We start from the raw sequence: 19,664 nt of genomic DNA on the forward strand, positions 1-19,664 counted from the left end.
TTAAACAAAGCAAGATGAGTCGAATCTTAAGCTGCAAAGACGTTTTTATTTACTTTGATCGAACCATTAGTTGAGCGGCACGACACGCAGGACTTCTTCTAAAGTGGTTACCCCTGCAAGTACTTTACGCGCACCGGCAATTCGTAATGGCTCGACATGCTCTTTACGAGCCTGTGTACGTAGTTGGGTTAGATCTGCATTAGCACCAATCAATTGCTTGGTTTCAATACTGAGTGGCATAAATTCATAAATTCCCACACGGCCTTTATAACCCGTTTGACGGCATTCATCACAGCCCACCGCCTCGTAAACAAAATCAGGCATTTGAATCGCATATTCAAAGGTCAGATGTTTCCACTCTTGTTCATTGATAAAAGTCTCACGCTTACAATGTGGACAGAGTTGACGAACTAGACGTTGTGCCAAAACCCCTAATATGGTCGCTGCGGTTAAAAAAGGCTGAATACCTAGGTCATGTAATCGCGTCAAACTCGATGGTGCATCATTGGTATGTAAAGTTGAAAGCACCAAATGACCTGTTAATGCAGCTTGGATCGCCATATTTGCCGTATCATGATCTCGTATCTCCCCGACCATGATAATGTCAGGGTCTTGACGCATTAAAGCCCGTACACCATCAGCAAAGCCCAGATCAATCCCTGTATTCACCTGCATTTGGTTAAAGCTTGGCTCTAACATCTCAATCGGGTCTTCAATGGTGCAGACATTCACTTCTTCAGTTGCTAATTGTTTGAGTGATGAATAAAGCGTGGTGGTCTTACCTGAACCTGTCGGACCAGTCACTAAAATAATACCGTGACTATGACTGGTTAAGGCCTTCCAATCATCCAGCAGACGCCCTTCAAAACCGAGCTGTTGGAAGCTACGTACCAAGACTTCAGGGTCAAAAATACGCATAACCAACTTTTCACCAAAAGCTGTTGGCAACGTCGATAAACGTAGCTCTGTTTCTTGGCCTTTGGGTGTACGGGTTTTTAAACGTCCATCTTGCGGCTTACGCTTTTCCGCCACATTCATCCGACCTAAGATCTTAATTCGCGAGACCACGGCTGTCAGGGTATTTGCGGGCATGTTGTAGATGGTATGTAATACCCCATCGATACGAAAACGCACCTTTCCTGTATCTTTACGCGGCTCGAGGTGAATATCACTTGCACCTTGTTCGAAGGCAAACTGTAAGACCCAATCGACAAGCTTCACAATATGCTGATCATTGGCATCTGGATTTTGTGTATCACCTAATTGTAATAGTGCTTCAACGCCTTTATTTTCACGGTCATAACTCGATGATTTTTGCGAATTACTGACTGCGCGACTCACTTGGTAATATTCAACCAAGTAGCGCTGTAGTTGATCTGGACTGAGTAATACACGTTGAATCTTGCGTGGTAATACCGTTCTTTCTAAGTTGGCAATCCATTCATTTTTATAAGGTTGATCCGTTGCAATCAACACATGCTCATTTTGTAATTCAACCGCTAAAATGCGATTTCGTACTGCAAATTCCTGCGACATAATTGCAGTCAGTGCAGGCACATCAGCTTTTAAAGGATCGATAATATAAAACGGTACACCTGACTTTTCTGCCAACCATTGGCAGAGTCTATTGAGCGTTAAGGTAGACTGCGGATGACTCTGATCGACTAAATTAAAATTGGCAATCCATTGTAAAGGATGCCATTTTAACTGCTCACGCTGACGGTGCGTGGTTTGAATCAGCATTTTGTCCCGTTCAGTAATACGTCCATCTTTTTGCAATTGGTCTAAACACCAAGAAGTGTCAATTTCAAAATTAAAAGTCATTGTTCTATGTTCCCCAAACATAAAACTACTATAGCAAAAAAATTCTAAAGGCACGCTTGTGTCATTTGTGTTTTGCACATAGGTTTTCTGAAAGCATACTATTTTTTTTATTAATAAAAACATTCATAAATTTAAGCTATAATAAATTTGCCTCTCAGGGCTTTATAACAACGATATAAGAAGATTTATGATGAAAATAAAAATATTAGCAATTTATACGATGACTATTCTTAGCATAACTGCCTGCGGCAGTGGCGGTGGAAGCTCTACATCTAATAATAATTCCAGTGAAAATCCACCAGTACCAAATGCTGCTTTCCAACAGTGGTCAACTTTTGAACTCGACAGTGAAAGTGATGTGCTGTCATACGAAAGTGATACTGCAACTATCGATAATGGTAAATTATATACTTCAGAAAGTAGCGATTCATTTATGGTCACAACGAATGGCTTGTATGATGAAGGATCTCTACACAGTTCGTATGGCTATCTGAATGGCAATATATCCATTGCAAATAATGTGTGGACGCTAAGTCCTCATTCCTCTATTAATTCATCAGGTCTAAAAATTACAACAACAATGAAATCTTTCAATCTTGAAGGTGAAATCATTGCCTCTCAAGTTGATGCCTATAATTATTGGATCATAAAAAATAATATTACTGATTCAAGCAACTATATTTCTAACGATGCTCTCAAATACTTAACAGCTATTTCAAATATTAAGTTTCCCGCTGGTTCTCGCTGTTTACAATTAAATAAAGTATCAAATAGTGAACAGTATTTAGATTTAACAGATTCCTCAGATAGTGAAAGTCAAAGTTTTTTAGCTGACTGGTGGGCTGATCTTAGTACAGATATTACTGCGAAAAAATACATCATGAAAGATACTGTAGCCTATACCGTAGCTGATGATGAGAGTGAATATGGCGTAGCTCAATATAAAAATCGTTTCTATGACGCTTACCCATCTCCTAAAGGAGTGGAATACAATATGCAGGATTTAATTAAGATTATTGATAATTGGATAAATACTTCAACAAATCCTACTCAAAAAACTCAATTTTTAGAGTTTAAACAATTAGCTGAGAACTCTTGCAGCATGTATAACGATGTTGCTCTTAACGCAATCAAACAAAGTTTTGCAGCAAATAAATAATTTACACATTTAATAAAAAAGGAGCTGAAAGCTCCTTTTTTATTGAGATATTTCAACAATCAAAACATGTTGTTTACTGACCTGAAATTTCACATTCAATCCACCAAACAACATGCCGTACACACGTTCATCATCATGCTGATAGGCAGGACGTGGATCTAAACTCAATACCTGCTCAAGTTCAGCCCTTAATTGCGCGGTTAAATTGCCATTATTCAAAAATACCTGTTTTTGTTGCTCAGCGTGCTCTGACCAAATCACAGATTTTCTTTCTGGCTCATCCTGCGCATAACCGCTTTGCGCATCCATAACTGCATCTGAATATTGAATATAGGGTTTGATATCTAAAATTGGTGTTCCATCCAACAAATCACTACCGACCACATAGACACATACCGATTTTCCGACTTTTTTCACTCCTTTGAGCTGCACAACCGACAAGCCCATAGGTGACGGTCGGTACATACTTCGTGTCGCAAATACCCCGATTTTTTGATTACCACCTAAACGCGGAGGACGAACTTGCGGACGAAATTTTGTCGAATCTGCATTTTTATTTTCATGAAACTGCCAAATCAGCCAAAGATGACTAAAATCTTCAATTCCCTCAAAAGCCAGTAAATCGTTATAAGGTTCCACCATTTCAATATAAGATTCGACCTGCACCAAATTCGGCTGACGTGGAATACCAAATTTTTCTCGGTAAGGAGATTTCATATACCCGATAATTGGCATTTTAAGCTCAGACATAATCACTTTTTCTGATAAGTTCAATTAAATATATTCAGTTTATCGAGAATGATTTTAGATTAGAATAGTAAGCTGTTCTAATTTGATAATTTTATTGAGACCTTTAATGGCTGCTTTTAACGTCGAAAAGATTACTCACGTCCACCATTGGAATGACACTTTATTCTCTTTTAAAACCACTCGTGACACTGCACTGCGTTTTAAAAACGGTCAATTTGTGATGATCGGCCTTGAAGTAAATGATAAGCCTTTAATGCGCGCTTATTCTATTGCAAGCGCAAACTATGAAGAAGAATTAGAGTTTTTCTCTATTAAAGTTCCAGATGGTCCTTTAACGTCTATTTTACAAAAAGTAAAAGTTGGCGATGAAATTTTAGTGTCTAAAAAACCTACAGGTACTTTAGTTCTAGATGACTTAAACCCTGGTAAAAACTTATACCTTCTTTCTTCAGGTACAGGTCTTGCACCATTCCTTTCTGTAATTCGTGACCCTGAAACTTACGAACGTTTTGAAAAAATCATTGTTGTACATGGTACTCGTTTCATTTCGGAATTGGCTTATCAAGATTTAATCTTAGATGAAATTCCTAACCACGAATTCTTTGGTGAATTAGGCGCGAAAGAAAAATTGGTTTACTACCCTACTGTAACTCGTGAAGAATTCCATACTCAAGGCCGTGTAACTACTGCCATTGAATCTGGTCAACTTTTCGAAAAAATCGGTCTACCACGCTTCAACCCTGAAACTGACCGCGCAATGCTTTGCGGTTCACCTGCATTCCTAGACGACGTTGCTGCACTACTTGACCAGCACGGTTTGAAAGAATCTCCTAAGATGGGCGTTCTAGGCGACTACGTGATTGAACGTGCATTCGTTGAAAAATAATTAGCTGTAAATTAAAAAGCGCATGTCATCATGCGCTTTTTTTTATCTATATGCCACTCATGACTGATACAGCTATTTTTCTTCTTTTACCTTCAATTCATCAATAATTTTTGCTCTCCACTCTAAACCTTTCTCAGTAGCATCAGGTAATTCATTCGATAAATTAATTTCCACACTGTCATCTGGATATATATGTACAGCTAAATATTTTTTATCTTTTAAATTTTCATTCGTCAATGTGGGGACATTGGTTGCAATATGCTTTTTAGAGCTATTACCTTCTCCCCATTTAATATATTGAGCTCCTGTTATCACTGCTGATCTTTTCGTTCCACTACCTAGCCCTCCACCTAACTCCTCTCCATTTAATTCAACAATATATGGAATATAACTTGCATCATAACCATAAGATGTTGTCGTCAATACATAAGTTTTTGTTGAATGTGTATTACACCCTATTAAACTCATTGCTGAAAGCATAATAAGCATTAAATTCGTTTTTAAAACTTTCATCATTATCCTTTTAAAAATATTGGGTTTTAATTTATTTAATTAAAAATAATAATCAAAGAAAATTAAAAATATTATCCATTAGAAACGAATAACCAAAAGGAAAATTTATCCTATTTATCACCAGCAAACTGCCAATATACATTCGCATCCATTTTAAAATGCCCCCCCCGAATGGCATCTACTTATTCAGTCAGATACCAAATCGTTAGACCCCAAGGATTATCTTTAATCTCAGGCATACCTTCTCCTTGATTAAAATGACGTTTTTCCATGTTATTCGCAGGACTATACCATTCACTTGTTTTAGGGCAAATTTGTCCTGCTTCGCATCTTAGTGTTTTTGTACTAGGATTACTTATATCCTTCTCGCAAGGTACAAATTCTCGGGCAAATTTAACCAAATCTTTTGGATAAATCATATGTGTTATTTCGCTATCATCTAAATCTAGCAAATAAACGTAAGCAGCAGCTTCTATAGCCCAATAGCCAAAATAACCTCCATTTTCCATTTTATGTAAGTCATACCATGGAGCACTTTCAAATGCGGGATACCATAATTTCAAATATTCCTGTATATCCTGAATACTCTCTTCTTTAGTATCTCTATAATTACTAAAAATTAATGGGCGATATGGATTATCAAAAAAACCATTGATCTACATCATATCTATCCATCAACTCAAATGATAAAAAGTCCTCATACAGCGTATCTAATTGTTCTGTTTGCTCATGGTAAATTTTGTCTTGCATCGCTGCAATACGTGGTAATAGGTCTCTTCTGTGTAATAGATAACACAGTCCTATCAACTGCATACATCTTTCGTACTCATCTATAGCGGTAAAATAAAATGGCGCCCAATCATTATTTTTTCTGCAGCTCTAAATGCGATTGTATATTTTTCATAAGCAATTATTACATCTTCAAAAATTAATCTTAAATCTAAAATCTTATATCCTGACGTCAATAATAGCGAAAATAAATTATATGAGTACTCAGCATGAGTGCTCATTGCTAACTTCTTTTTTTCTTCAAGGTTATCGCCACTTCCCCCTACATTATTAAACCAATAATCAATATATTCTCTATAATGATCAGCAAACGTGATTAAATTATCCTCAGTTAAATAAAACTGTCTTTTCTTTTTATCAAAAACCATTCTGATTCCCAAAAATAATGCCCCGAAGGGCATGTTTTATTTATTCCTCACCATTAAAATACCAGTACACTTCACCCCAATCTGTTTCAGAAAATGTTGGTAACATTTCACCTCTTAACACATGAACACGTGAATCCTCTTGTGCAGGGGTTGTCCAATAGCCCGTTTTTAGGGATTTTTCGCCAGCTTTGACTTTTATTACAGTTAGATTCTCTTAGGTTACTTCAGATTGAGTATTATTTTTACGAGCCCATGCAACTATATCTTTAGGATAAAACAAATGTTTATGTAAAGAACTTTCATCCAAATCTAGTAAATAAACAAGAGCTGCTGCTTCAAAAGCCCAGTAACCAACATATGAATAATTATCTAAATTTAAATGACTATTGTACCAAAGTGTATTTTTATGCATTTGATACCAATCAGCCAAATATTCATCCAACAGTTCAATCGCATGATTTTTGTTATTTTTAATTATTACATTATCAATCACATCGCATAATATTGAAAAATTATAACTATATATCCCATCTCTTTCAGTATCTGGATGATTAGAATCCGTTAGTTTTAAAAACTTATTAATCACTTCATCTTCACTAAAAGTTCCTCCATCCTCGCCATTGATTAATTGTTTAATTGTAGATAATAAATTATTTTTATTTAGCAATACTGCTAAGCTAATTGTACTTAATGCAATAAAACCACCTTCACCACCAATAACAACTGGCTTTTTACTTGCTTTAAAAACTCCTAATGCTTCTGCTTGTTTTTCATAACCTTCTATTACTTTTTCAAATAATGGAGATATTTCTTCTATTGGCTTTCCTGCAGTATAATGAAGATATAATAAAGAATGATAGATCCATGTAATAGATTGCCATCTTGAAGCTTCTCCACAATTATATTGATCATCTTCAAATGTATCACTTTCTAAATATAAGGGTATTCCTTCTTCATTGTATTCTTTAGTCTTTAAATAATACTCTTCAGTTAAAAAAATCTGTCTTTTATATTTATCGAAATTCATATTAATCCTAAAATTAATGCCCCGAATGGCATCTACTTATTCAGTCAGATACCAAATCGTTAATCCCCAAGGGTTATCTTTAATCTCAGGCATATCTTCTCCTTGATTAAAATGACGTTTTTCCATGTTATTCGCAGGACTATACCACTCACCTGTTTTAGGGCAAATTTGGCCTGCTTCGCATCTTAGAGTTTTTGTACTAGGATTACTTATATCCTTCTCGCAAGGTACAAATTCTCGGGCAAATTTAACCAAATCCTTTGGATAAATCATATGTGTTATTTCGCTATCATCTAAATCTAGCAAATAAACGTAAGCAGCAGCTTCTATAGCCCAATATCCAAAGTACAAACCTTCATCCATTTTATGGGTATCATGCCAAGCTGCACTTTCAAATGCGGGATACCATAATTTCAAATATTCCTGTATATCATGAATACTCTCTTCTTTAGTATCTCTATATTTACTAAAAATTAATGGGCGATATGGATTATCAAAAAACCATTGATCCACATCATATCTATCCGTCAACTCAAATGATAAAAAATCCTCATACAGCGTATCTAATTGTTCTGTTTGCTCATGGTAAATTTTGTCCTGCATCGCTGCAATACGTGGTAATAAGTCTCTTCTATGTAATAGATAACACAGTCCTATCAACTGCATACATCTTTCGTACTCATCTATTGCGGTGAAATAAAATGGTGCCCAATCTTCATCCTCCTCGTCTTTGCGCAAGGCTATTGTATATTCTTCATATTTCGTAATTATATTTTCTAATTCTATTCTGAGAGGTTGAATCGACTTACCAATTGTATAATGTAAACTAAATAATTGATAAGCTTCTTCAGCGATATAATAATTTAACCGTCTTAAATCATTTATGGATCCATTATACTCAATTTTTTTTTGAACCAATCTATGATAAGAGTTTAATAAGTACTTCGTGATTTCAATATAAGTATTTTCAGTTAGAAAAATTTGTCGAATTTGTTTTTTATAGATGTCCATATCTATTCCAAAATGCCCCGAATGGCATCTACTTATTCAGTCAGATACCAAATCGTTAATCCCCAAGGGTTATCTTTACTCTCAGACATAACATCACCCTGTTTAAAATGACGTTTTTCCATGTTATTCGCAGGACTATACCATTCACCTGTTTTAAGGCAAATTTGACCTGCTTCGCATTTTAATGTTTTTGTACTTGGATTACTTATATCCTTCTCGCAAGGTACAAATTCTCGGGCAAATTTAACCAAATCTTTTGGATAAATCATATGTGTTATTTCGCTATCATCTAAATCTAGCAAATAAACGTAAGCAGCAGCTTCTATAGCCCAATATCCAAAGTACAAACCTTCATCCATTTTATGGGTATCATGCCAAGCTGCACTTTCAAATGCGGGATACCATAATTTCAAATATTCCTGTATATCTTGAATACTCTCTTCTTTAGTATCTCTATATTTACTAAAAATTAATGGGCGATATGGATTATCAAAAAACCATTGATCTACATCATATCTATCCATCAACTCAAATGATAAAAAGTCCTCATACAGCGTATCTAATTGTTCTGTTTGCTCATGGTAAATTTTGTCTTGCATCGCTGCAATACGTGGTAATAAGTCTCTTCTGTGTAATAGATAACACAGTCCTATCAACTGCATACATCTTTCGTACTCATCTATAGCTGTAAAATAAAATGGTGCCCAATCTTCATCCTTCTCGTCTTTGCGTAAAGCTATTGTATATTCTTCATATTTCGTAATTACATCTTCTAATTGAATTCTAAGTGTAGAAATATCAAACCCAGCGGTAAAATTTAGACTTAATAAATCATAAGAATAGATCTCTTTCATAAATCAAAAAACGATCTATCTCTTGCTTATTATTTGTACCAAATAATTTTAAATATACATGCATAATTTGCAGATGAAATACGTCGATTCAACAAAGCTTTCTGAAACACAGTTTAAGCGATATACAGGCATCTCATGGTCAACCTTTGATTTAATGGTTGAACAGCTAAAAATGCTGGTGCCTGCTAAAGGTAGACCATCAAAGTTAAGTGTAGAAGATCAAATTCTTCTATGCTTAAGCTATTGGCGTGAATACCGAACATTGTTTCATGTCGCAACGAGTTTTGGCGTGTCAGAGCCTACTGCTTCAAGAATTGTCCGCCACGTAGAAGATTGCCTGATCAAGTCTAATCTATTTAATTTACCCAAAAGTTTGCCTGAAGGCGAAGGTATCGACTGGAATGTGGTGATCGTAGATGCCACAGAAATTCCAATACAAAGACCTAAAAAAACAGAATAAAAGCTATAGTGGCAAGAAGAAAGCACATACTTTTAAAGTTCAAGCCATTATCCATTATAGAACACAGCAAGTTCTGAGTTTATGTACGAGTCGTGGTGCTGTACATGATTTCGAGCTTTTCAAACGTAATTTGAATCATATTCCTAAAGGTGCTTTTATTCTTGCAGATAAAGGCTATCAAGGTATCTATGCAATGTATCCAAATAGCTTATTGCCTCTAAAAGCAAAGAGACGCTGCAAACTAGATCCCGAGCTAAAAGTTTACAATCAAGAAATCAATAAAAGAAGAATTGGGATTGAACATGTATTCGGCAGTTTGAAAACTTTCAAAATCATTGCCGAACGATATCGTAATCGAGGTAAAAGACTAGGTTTAAGATTCAATTTAATTGCTGGAATCTATAACATGGAGCTGAATAAAAAATGATTTATGAAAGAACTCTAATGTAGTGGCTTTGTTGCACAAAGATTTCATAACTATATGATTTTAAAAGTTTTGATTGTTTTTTGATCCAAAATTAAATTTATTTAAATCAGATGCTTACATATTTATGCAACAAAGCCTAATGTAGTGATAAGTAATAATCTAATCTTCTTATATCAGATGGACTGTCTTCATATATTTTTTTACTTTCTAAAATTTCAATGAGTAATTCTTTTAAAAATATATTTACTCTATTGTAAACTTCATCTGTTAAAAATAATTGTCTTTTCTTTTTATCAAAAATCATTCTTATTCCAAAAATAATGCCCCGAAGGGCATAAATCATTCTTCACCATCAAACTGCCAGTACACATCACCCCAATCACTTTCAAAATCAGGGAATATATCACCTTGTTTAAAATATTGACGTGAGTTTTCTTTAGCAAAAGTATACCAATATCCTGCGTGAGGACATGGGCTACCGGCAATAACAATATCTATTCTTTCTGGTTCTTGAACTTCAACTTTCACTCGTTTTAATTCAGGCCAAGTGCTGTCTTCATCAAATCGTGCAATCCATTGCTTTGAACTTACGGCATCAAAACGTGGATTTGGATCATCTGACCACGCATCTAAAGTGGTCAGTTTTAAGTTATCACAACGTATCGGTTTAATTAGTTCATTTGCCATCACCAATAAATCAGGAACACCTTCTTCAACTGGATAAAGTGAAAGCTCTCCCAAACGTATCCATAAGCTGTATTTTGTTGAATCTTCTAGGTCTATAATTTTAGTAATTTCAATTCGTGGATCATCCAGTTTTTCACGAATTTGTTCTTCACTCAAGCCTAGTTTCTCTAGCCAGTAGGGAGAAAGTAAAAAGCACCATGTTGGGGTACGAATACCGCCACCTAAACCATCCCGATCTTCTGCAATAAACATATTTTCATGAGAAAACTCCATACCAGGATGATCAATATCGAGCCCGTAAAAATAATCCGTGAAAGTCCGTTCAACTGTTTCAAATTCAGGAGAAACAAATGCAAATTGACTTGTGTTTCCAATTTCATATCCACTATATGCTTGAATTGGGTTAAGCATTTCTAGACATTTTTGAACAAATGAGTACCAAATATCTTTATTGGATCTATACCATTGATCACCAAAAGTTAATTTTAGACTAGAATAGCGCTCACTAGAGTCTCTAATCTTTGCACTTAAAGCCCAACGTGGACTTTGATCTTGAGATTGTGCAGATGTTGCACCTAAATAGTAAATGAAATATTTTTTATAAATTTTTGCCATTTCAGCTGATATTTCTTCACGACTTCTAATCCATGAAATTGCCTTTTTCCAAACTTCAGTATCACATCGAAATCTTAAATGAAATGGCTTATCAATTATTTCGAATTCAAATTTCTCATAAATATCAATTACTTTTATCAAAAATTCTTGCGCATTTGTTTTTTTTTGATCAATATAAAATGTAATATAAGGGCAAACTCCGAACTCTTTTTTTTCTTCCCCATAAATTATTGATGTATCAAGAGGAATATCTCGAACTAATTCTTCTATTTCCTCATCATTTAAATAAACTTGTGCTGTGCTCATAAAATATTCTTTTAATTAATACTTCTTTTTTTAGAGATCCAATATTATCAAGTCCCGAAGGCATAAATTACTCTTCACCATCAAACTGCCAATACACATCGCCCCAATCACTTTCAAAATCAGGAAAAACATCTCCCAAGTTAAAGTATTGACGTGAGTTCACTTTAGCAACTGTAAACCAATAACCCTGTTGAGGACATTTTTCCCCAGCTTTAATTGAAAATTTATTATGATTTTCAAGAAAATTTATTACTGAAGTTTTGAGCTTGAATTTGTGATAAAATTCAACCAAATCTTTAGGGTAATATAAGTATTCATGTAAGACAGTATCATTCTCTATCTCTAACAGAATAACAGCGCACGCTGCTTCAAAAGCCCAGTATCCATAATAGCCACCTTCTGATTTATGAGTATCATGCCAAGGCGCACCTGATAAATCTTTGTACCAATTCTTTAAAAACTTACGGACAAAAGCTAAAGAAATTTCATTATCTTGATTTGAAAAGGCTTCACATAATAATAAGTAAGGTTTTGGTACTAATACTGTTGAACAATCATATCTATTTTCATCTGAAAAAGATAAATACTCTTCAATTAGCCAATCTTGAGCAACATTTTCTCTCATTTCTCCGTCAATTAATTTCGCAACTCTAGGTAGCAAATCCTTTCGGTGGAGTAAATAACACAAACTGATTAACCAAATACATGGACAATAGCCATCAATAGTAAATAATTCAAAAACTGGTAAGTTTATATTTTTATGATAACTTCTTAATTTACTTCCATATTGCTCATAATAGTCAATAACTATTTCAATTTGGCTTCTAATAAAAGGTAAACTATTGCCAGCTGTATATTCCAATATAAGCAGATTTAAATAGTCCTCTGCTACGATAGCATAAGAGTATACCCATCTTTCTTCTATTGAATCACCAACACCTGTAGGATTTACTTTAAAAGTTTCAATAGTGTTCAGAGTTTCCACCTTTAATGTTTCATACATTTGAGGTGTAAGAAATTGTTGTCTTTTTATATTAACTAAATCCATTTTATGCCCAAAAACTGCCCCGAAGGGCATATTTTCACTTATTCTTCACCGTCAAACTGCCAATATACATCCCCCCAATCACTTTCAAAATCAGGGAATATTTCCCCTTGTTTAAAGTATTTACGAGTGTTTTCCTTGGCTACACTGAACCAATAACCTGATTGAGGACATTTTTTACCTGCTTGAATTGATACTTTTTGATATTTAGTTAGGAGGTCAATTTCAGCACTACTAGGTTTAAATGTACGATAGAACTCTATTAAGTCTTTAGGATAATAGAGGTATTCATGAAATTCTTTATCATTTTCTATTTCTAATAGAATAACAGCACAAGCTGCTTCAAAAGCCCAATATCCATAATATCCACCCTCTGATTTATGGGTATCATGCCATGGAGCTCCAGATAAATCTTTATACCATTTTTTTAAAAATTTGTTTAAATGCTTGAATGAAACTTTATTATCTTGGGTCACAAATGCATTGGATAACTCAAAATAAGGATTTGAAAAAAGGACATCTGAACAATCAAAACGGTTATCGTCATTAAAAGCCAAAAATTCCTCTACAATCCAATCTTTCCCTCCATTTTCTTGATCCTCTCCATCAACAAGGTTAGCTACCAACGGTAGTAAATCAGTTCTTTTTAATAAATAACAAAGGCTGATAATCCATATATATACACAATAGTCATCTAAAATTTCGATGTCAAAAACACTAAAATTATTATTTTTATAATAGGCTCTTTGTTTTATAGAGAGTTCCTTGAATAATTCAATTACTTTATCAAATTCTAAGCGTAAATACTCAATCGGTTTACCAGCAGTATAGTCCAAAATAAGCAAATCAAACTGATATCTAGACGCTATCGAATAAGAGTCTATCCATCCTGCTTCGATATCATCATCATCATTTGATTCACTTAAAAAACTTTCTATGGCGCTGACAAGCTCACTCCTTGTAGATTGATAGTAACTTTCATCTAAAAATTGTTGTCTACGATTAAACTTAAATTCCATCATAAATAAATTTCCAATTATTTATTATTAACAACGATACTAATGTCTTTATCAGTCCAAACCTTTGTAGCTGTATGAATAGAATGTTCTTTATCAGTTACTGTTTGTTTAGATAAGAATTTAATTAATGCAACAGCATGTTCTACTACCTGCAATCCACTAAAAAAAATAACATATCTTTCATATCTTCTTTTTTTCAATATTATTGGAGCTAGCTTAATTCCTACTGATTTAACAAGACGATTTGTTATCCAATGATGGCTCATTTGAACTACTTTTCCACTAGAATCTCTATATTTTTCGCCACCTAAAGTTAGATTACGATTAGTTGAACTAGTGTTAGTACGGTTTCTAGAAGTTCTGCCAGATCTTTGTTGTTGTTGAGGTATTGATTTATCAATACCATTTTTATCATTAGCATCACCTAATAAATCTCTAAGTGAAGCAGCAGGATTTTGGCTACATTTAGCCTCAATAATTGCATATGGTTTTGCGTCATTATTATTTTTCTTCCAAACTCCATCTATACCACGCCCTCTACTTTTAATAGAAAATAGATTTACCATTTCCCCATTATCATTCAATTTATGAGAGTTTTTCGTTCCTATCTTATCATGTGTTGAAGTTCCCCAGCCTTTAATTTCTTGGCAATAGTAATCTGCCATATGCTCACCTAGAATACCTTTAAATTTATTAGATAAATTAGTTATAGCTGTTTGGCCTATTGACGAATTATTGGTACTGTTAGATTTGCCCTGATTTGTATTGTTTGTATTACCACTACCATTAGTTGAGTTTGGCTTAGTCGTTTGAGTCTTTGAGCGTGCATTTGCATCTGCAGAGGTTTTTCTACTTTTTATTAACCAACCATCAACTTCTTTTTTAAATTCTTGTAATTGTTTACCTAAATTTCTTCTAATTTGATCTACGTTTTTACGCGCTTGAGGACTTAATTGATTTAGTACTTGAGGGTTGGTTAAAATTTTATCTAAATTTTTTTGTAATGCATTTAAATTTAAACATTTACGAATCAGTTGTTCAGGATCACCTTTCCCAAGCTTTCGGATACCATCCAAAATACTATCCATTGGTAAAGCGCCTTTTTTGACACTTTTTAATGACATTTTAACAGCATCACCACCACCAGGAACTAAGCCAATTAACGCAGTGATAAGATCAAACCATCCAGCAGGACTTGTTGGATTTGCAGATAAAATGATAATTGCTTTAATAATATCTCTCGCGTCTACCAATTGACCTAAAACAGGTACACAGCCAATTACCGTCTCCGCTAAAATTGCCCAACCACCAGTACTTTCACCTTTAAAGAAAGTCATAGTGTCTTTTTTTAAACTTTGTAGCCATCCACCGGGAACAGAATCTACAGAACGTTTATATTTAGCGACAGAGCCCATTATTTCGCTCCATTCTGTAAGTTATTTGTAAGTTTTTGATATGCTTCTTCATCTAATAGTGACCAAATATCATCGTCAATAGTGTCTGTATCTTCAATTTCTGCATCTAGGTCATCGGGAATGTCTTTTTTAAACTCTGACGGATCTTCCCCATAATAAATTTCAGATTTTCCTTTAGGTACATTTTCTAATTTTGCATATCCTTTATCATCTAATACACCTTCTCTATAACTTCCGTCTTCAAAAAAGACTTTAAAAGGAGCTCCTTTAACTGGTGATAAATCATCATAATGGTAGTTCAATTCCATCCAATTTTGCATTTCACCTAATAATGGTAAAGTAATATTTTTTGGTTGAGCCGTACTTCCACCTGTAAATAAATGCTGCCCGGCCTTTACCTCAAACTTCGCTGCAGTTGTTGGAAATATTCCTGCACTGGTAATTTTAAGTTGAGAGCCCCCCGCAGTAAGGATAATTTCCTTAGGACTTTTTATATCAACATTTTCTTCCGTGGAAATAATTTGAATACCCTTTCGTGCAATCAAATCTGCCCCATCTCCTTGGGCTTGGATTTCAACTTTGCCTTTGCCTGCATACGCACGTAAACCTTCTTGTGCCGCAAATAGACTGATCTTGCTTTGTGCATGGGCAATTAAGGATTTTTGACTGCTGAGGTTGATGCTATCCCCTGCACTTTGGCTGATTTGTCCATCTGCTGAAAGATGAATATCTTCCTGACTACTCACAGCAATTGAGTTCGGTGCAGATAAAATCATTAAGGCATGTTTAAAGGCATCAGCTTTTTCTTTACTGCCTTTTTCAATTTGTCCAAGGAAGTTTTTCAGGTTATCTAAGACTTCAAGCGGGTCAGTTTGCTGGTTTTTCGCCACTTCACTTAAGGCTTTGCTGCTGTTTAAGTTCGCTTCGATTTGTTCTTTCGCCGCTTGTGCGTCGAGGTGCATTGCTGCTGCTTGTTGTTGTGGGTGTGTGCTGACAAGGAGCCCTTGTCCTGCTCGTACTGCGCCCCATTGGTCGGTTCTCAGTTCAAAGCCTTCGCCTCGACCGTCACTTTCTGCGGTTTCTTTGGGATGACTGAGGTTACCGAGGTTGAGCTGAGTCGCGCCATGGGTGCTTTGTAATTGTGTCGAGATTTGTCCCGTCGTGTCGTCAAAACGTAGTTGTCCAAAGCCTTCGCCTTGTACTTCCTTACTTTTTATTCCAGCTAGTTTTTTGGTGTCTGGCAGTTTGCCTTTACTATCAAATTGGGTTGGACTGCGCTGTGCTTCATGTATACGCCCCACCACAAATGGGCGGTCGATGTTGCCGTCAAAGAAATCGATGACCACGATTTCATTAATGCGTGGCAAGAAGCGTGCGCCATAACCTTCACCTGCCCATGGTGTAAGCACATCTACCCATGCAGAATCTGTGTCATTGTCATTGCTGCCTGCTCCGCCATCATGGCTGTGGTCACCACCACGAGTAAATAAGAAGCGGACTTTGATTCGTCCCCATTCATCGACATGTATTTCTTCACCACTTGGCCCAACGACTTTGGCGCGTTGCGGATGGGTGCTTGGACGGTGTTCGAGTGGGTTATATTCAGGAACGGTCGAAATATTGCGGCGTTGTAATGTGAGCTGATTGGCCTGACGCTCGGCCTGTTCATGGATCGGTTTAATGTTCCACTGGCTTTGTTCAATCAGTTGATTGACTTGTTCAGAGAGGTCTTTGGGTAAGTTATTTTGGTTATAGAATTTCTTTTCTGTAATTAAAAATTGTTTGTCTGCACCACTGTGTTGATCGATTTCTGGGTGTTCATTCAATTCAAACCAATAACCGACTTGGGTATCACGCACGGTCGATTGTGCATTGAATTTTTTCGATTGCAGCTCGTGATAGCGCGTTAGGTTTTGATTCAATTTTTCAATTTGGCTATTGGATGAAGCGGTAGCTTGGTCTTCGCCTTTTAAGTCCTGCATCCATGCAGGGCTGATATGCCATGCTTGTTCCAAACTTAAGCTGGCATTGTCTTGGCTTTGGCTATGCTGATGTTTACTTTGAACTGAACCTGCGCCTTCTTCTTGGCTGAGACCATCGGCTTGCCAGCGCTGTATGTGTACCGCAGTCGGCTGAATGCTACGTTCACCAATCAAGCTGGTGATGCTGTCTTGTTTTTCTGTTGCACTAGAACGATGAAAGCGGATGCTACGACGGCTGAGTGCTTGATATTGGCTATTGTCATCAATCAGGCGGAGTTTTTGTTTTTCAATTGGCGCTGAGGAATGTGGCACTTTCAGCTGCGCTTCATCGATGAGCCAGTTGATGCCTTCACTGCGCCAAAGGCGGGTTAAAAAGTCATAATCGCTTTCATTCGACTGCATGATGAAAGGTCGTACATCATAGTTTTGGCTTAAACCGCTTAGATCAAGCGTTAGACTGGCAGCAAAGAGCGGACTTTTGCTTTGCCATTCTTTGAAGATTGTTTCACTAACATCGCGCACCGATTTGTTCATAAACACACGGCTGTTGCGGCGCTTATGCCACAGCGATGTTGCATCTTCTAAAGTGAGTTTATACAGCGTGAGTGAACCGTCACTCTGCCCTTGGGTGGCTTCGGTAATAATACCCGTTGTACGGAAGAGTTCGCCCTGATCGGTCACTTGATCAACGGCGACTTGTGCGCCAATAAATTGTTTTAATGGAATAAGGGCATTGGTAGATAGGCAAATCAAAGTCGCTTGCACGCCTTGGTTTAAGATATGCTCCCCATCAATACGTTGAATAAAAAGCTCATCATTCAACGCAGGGTTGGAAAATTGCACATGAATGGCACGTTTTTGGGCGGATAGCCCCAATTGTTCTAATACAGCAAATATTTTGCCTAACATAATAAAAATTCTAAATTGTAATCATGGAAATAATTCTGCTGCTAGTTTAGTCAAATTCATCAATAAAATTAATGCTTAAAACCATAGAAGATGTTTCGTTATGTAAAATCCACGATTCAAAAATTCACTTAAAACTAAAAAGCTGAGAACCCACTCACTAAATACTTTTTGCATATAAAATATTCACAAAATGGTCTTAGACCATGCTCTTGCATCCAACGAGCAGCGTCATTCACACAAGTGTAAAAATAGTTTTATCATCTAATTTACATCGAGCTTAATGATCAATTTTTTTATATTATCTTTAAAAATAGTGGATTAATTTAAACTCAAGTCAGATTAAAAAACACACAAACCTTTCTTTCCTGTCTTGTAATTCACCTAAGATCCCCTATAATTCAAAAAAACAGACAAGTCTGTCTATTTTGCTGCAAAAACCGAATGAATTTAGCATTCAGAGGGTAAAAATATAAATGAGAGAAAACGTATAAAACGTTCGAAAATCAAATCATTGACTTAAGCTAACAAAGTGAATGATTTGAACGCACAATTGTCAGCAAAGCGCGATTACCCCAAATAATCGCGCTTTTTATTTTCTTAGAATCTTAAGTCATGTGAAAAAATTGATTGTTAATCAATACAAATAAGTCGTCGCTAGATTTAAAACCTAAATGCCTACAAACAAATTTTTAAGCAGCCAATTCCAAACGAATTAAGGTTTCAACTCGCTTCCAATAATCTGCTAAATGCACTTGGTTGGGGTCAATTTGGGCTTGGATGGTCATGCCATCCAAAATACTACTCAGAAATGCAGCTAGTTGTTCAGTTTGCTGAATGCCCAGATTTTGTAAGGCAGTACTTAGTTTTGATTTAAGCCACTCTTTATAGTCAATCGCAGGTTGCAATGAAGACGGATAAACTTTAGATATTTCTTCTACTGCTTTTTGAAACATACAACCATTGAAATCTGCAGTATGAAACCAAGCATCGTACCAAGCAAAAATGGTTTTAATATGCGAAAGATGATCTTCTGGATCACATTCTGCAATAGCAGCTTCAAGTGATTCCTGTAAATTAAGATTTCGAATCACGAGACATTCTTCAATTAATTTGGCTTTAGAGGGGAAATATTTATAAAACGTCATTTTAGCAACGCCCGATTCCCCAATAATTCGATCTATACCAATCGAGTTATAGCTATAAGAATTGAAGAGTTGGAGCGCAACGTTAATGATGTCTTGCTTTTTCGACATTTAATTTACCTGATGCACCAATGGAGCCTAAACATAAAGCTTTTAAGGTAGAAAACCTAATTTTTAAACATGATTTTCGCGCGCTATTGTAAAGCATAACTTAACTGGAGTCTGTAGATAAAACCTCAGCACCCCATTAAATACAGTCTGATTTCAGAAGATTTATCAAATTAGCAGTCAGGAAAATTTCGTATAAAACTGACTGCTATTTTAATTTCAACTAGCGATTTAACGTCTATAGGACTTACGCATTGACTGATTCAAAAAAGTATTAAAATACTTTATAAAGTATCTGTGATCAGACGAATTAAACATGCTTCTACAGCAACTTGTACATTACCCATTTATATGGGCTTTCTCATGAC

Annotated in this window: 19 protein-coding genes; 4 read left to right on the top strand and 15 right to left on the bottom strand. The window is 35.7% G+C overall.

Features of this window, described 5'->3' with window-relative positions:
* Positions 1-66: 66 nt before the first annotated feature.
* Positions 67-1,824 (bottom strand): GspE/PulE family protein, encoded by a 1,758-nt coding sequence (locus tag FTU17_RS09740; protein ID WP_078194425.1) that lies wholly within the window; start codon positions 1,822-1,824, stop codon positions 67-69.
* Positions 1,825-2,011: 187 nt separating this feature from the next.
* Here FTU17_RS09740 and FTU17_RS09745 point away from each other — a divergent pair, with 187 nt between their 5' ends.
* Positions 2,012-2,983 (top strand): hypothetical protein, encoded by a 972-nt coding sequence (locus FTU17_RS09745; RefSeq protein WP_180020825.1) that lies wholly within the window; start codon positions 2,012-2,014, stop codon positions 2,981-2,983.
* A 39-nt stretch (positions 2,984-3,022) separates the two neighbouring features.
* Here FTU17_RS09745 and tsaA read toward each other — a convergent pair whose 3' ends face one another.
* Positions 3,023-3,733 (bottom strand): tRNA (N6-threonylcarbamoyladenosine(37)-N6)-methyltransferase TrmO, encoded by a 711-nt coding sequence (gene tsaA / locus FTU17_RS09750; protein WP_180135289.1) that lies wholly within the window; start codon positions 3,731-3,733, stop codon positions 3,023-3,025.
* A gap of 106 nt (positions 3,734-3,839) precedes the next feature.
* On the opposite strand from tsaA, the gene FTU17_RS09755 reads away from it, so the two are divergent.
* Positions 3,840-4,619 (top strand): ferredoxin--NADP reductase, encoded by a 780-nt coding sequence (locus FTU17_RS09755; RefSeq protein WP_180135291.1) that lies wholly within the window; start codon positions 3,840-3,842, stop codon positions 4,617-4,619.
* Positions 4,620-4,691: 72 nt separating this feature from the next.
* Here the strand turns inward: FTU17_RS09755 and FTU17_RS09760 are convergent, their stop codons facing one another.
* From FTU17_RS09760 to FTU17_RS09785, 6 genes are all read right to left on the bottom strand, one after another.
* On the bottom strand, positions 4,692-5,132 hold the full coding sequence (locus tag FTU17_RS09760) for a hypothetical protein (RefSeq protein ID WP_111885342.1): 441 nt from the start codon (positions 5,130-5,132) through the stop codon (positions 4,692-4,694).
* Between the two features lie 182 nt (positions 5,133-5,314).
* Positions 5,315-5,788, bottom strand: a complete 474-nt coding sequence (locus FTU17_RS09765) for a PoNe immunity protein domain-containing protein (RefSeq protein ID WP_180135309.1) — start codon at positions 5,786-5,788, stop codon at positions 5,315-5,317.
* A 174-nt stretch (positions 5,789-5,962) separates the two neighbouring features.
* A complete protein-coding gene (locus tag FTU17_RS09770) occupies positions 5,963-6,322 on the bottom strand; it encodes a hypothetical protein (RefSeq protein WP_180056084.1) in 360 nt (119 codons plus the stop codon).
* A gap of 181 nt (positions 6,323-6,503) precedes the next feature.
* On the bottom strand, positions 6,504-7,316 hold the full coding sequence (locus FTU17_RS09775; RefSeq protein ID WP_257227385.1) for a PoNi-like cognate immunity protein: 813 nt from the start codon (positions 7,314-7,316) through the stop codon (positions 6,504-6,506).
* A 36-nt stretch (positions 7,317-7,352) separates the two neighbouring features.
* A complete protein-coding gene (locus FTU17_RS09780; RefSeq protein ID WP_180135293.1) occupies positions 7,353-8,327 on the bottom strand; it encodes a PoNe immunity protein domain-containing protein in 975 nt (324 codons plus the stop codon).
* 32 nt (positions 8,328-8,359) lie between these two features.
* Positions 8,360-9,181: a PoNe immunity protein domain-containing protein gene (locus FTU17_RS09785; protein WP_180135295.1), complete on the bottom strand. Its 822-nt coding sequence runs from the start codon at positions 9,179-9,181 to the stop codon at positions 8,360-8,362.
* Positions 9,182-9,254: 73 nt separating this feature from the next.
* Between FTU17_RS09785 and FTU17_RS09790 the strand changes: the two genes are divergently transcribed.
* Positions 9,255-9,641, top strand: coding sequence for a transposase family protein (locus FTU17_RS09790; protein ID WP_180135297.1), 387 nt, complete (start codon positions 9,255-9,257; stop codon positions 9,639-9,641).
* The gene (locus FTU17_RS09795; protein ID WP_180135299.1) at positions 9,598-10,068 is read left to right on the top strand and encodes a transposase family protein; all 471 of its coding nucleotides are present in this window, start codon (positions 9,598-9,600) and stop codon (positions 10,066-10,068) included. The genes FTU17_RS09790 and FTU17_RS09795 overlap by 44 nt, the downstream gene beginning before the upstream one ends.
* A 136-nt stretch (positions 10,069-10,204) precedes the next feature.
* Here FTU17_RS09795 and FTU17_RS09800 read toward each other — a convergent pair whose 3' ends face one another.
* The 7 genes from FTU17_RS09800 to FTU17_RS09830 form a co-directional block, all read right to left on the bottom strand.
* Positions 10,205-10,411 (bottom strand): hypothetical protein, encoded by a 207-nt coding sequence (locus FTU17_RS09800; RefSeq protein WP_180135301.1) that lies wholly within the window; start codon positions 10,409-10,411, stop codon positions 10,205-10,207.
* The gene (locus FTU17_RS09805; RefSeq protein ID WP_180009468.1) at positions 10,408-11,676 is read right to left on the bottom strand and encodes a type VI immunity family protein; all 1,269 of its coding nucleotides are present in this window, start codon (positions 11,674-11,676) and stop codon (positions 10,408-10,410) included. The genes FTU17_RS09800 and FTU17_RS09805 overlap by 4 nt, the downstream gene beginning before the upstream one ends.
* Positions 11,677-11,743: 67 nt before the next feature.
* On the bottom strand, positions 11,744-12,724 hold the full coding sequence (locus FTU17_RS09810; RefSeq protein ID WP_180135303.1) for a PoNe immunity protein domain-containing protein: 981 nt from the start codon (positions 12,722-12,724) through the stop codon (positions 11,744-11,746).
* A 38-nt stretch (positions 12,725-12,762) separates the two neighbouring features.
* The gene (locus tag FTU17_RS09815; protein ID WP_180010882.1) at positions 12,763-13,743 is read right to left on the bottom strand and encodes a PoNe immunity protein domain-containing protein; all 981 of its coding nucleotides are present in this window, start codon (positions 13,741-13,743) and stop codon (positions 12,763-12,765) included.
* Positions 13,744-13,757: 14 nt separating this feature from the next.
* Positions 13,758-15,155, bottom strand: coding sequence for a hypothetical protein (locus FTU17_RS09820; protein ID WP_180135305.1), 1,398 nt, complete (start codon positions 15,153-15,155; stop codon positions 13,758-13,760).
* Entirely contained in the window at positions 15,155-18,046 is a 2,892-nt protein-coding gene (locus FTU17_RS09825) for a type VI secretion system Vgr family protein (RefSeq protein ID WP_180135307.1), read from the bottom strand. Before FTU17_RS09825 ends, FTU17_RS09820 begins: the two co-directional genes overlap by 1 nt.
* A gap of 689 nt (positions 18,047-18,735) precedes the next feature.
* Complete coding sequence (locus FTU17_RS09830; protein WP_180102989.1) at positions 18,736-19,299, bottom strand: TetR/AcrR family transcriptional regulator; 564 nt, start codon at positions 19,297-19,299, stop codon at positions 18,736-18,738.
* Positions 19,300-19,664: the final 365 nt, after the last annotated feature.

It is taken from the genome of Acinetobacter sp. YH12070 (assembly GCF_013419625.1).
In the GTDB taxonomy this organism is placed as follows: Bacteria; Pseudomonadota; Gammaproteobacteria; order Pseudomonadales; family Moraxellaceae; genus Acinetobacter; species Acinetobacter amyesii.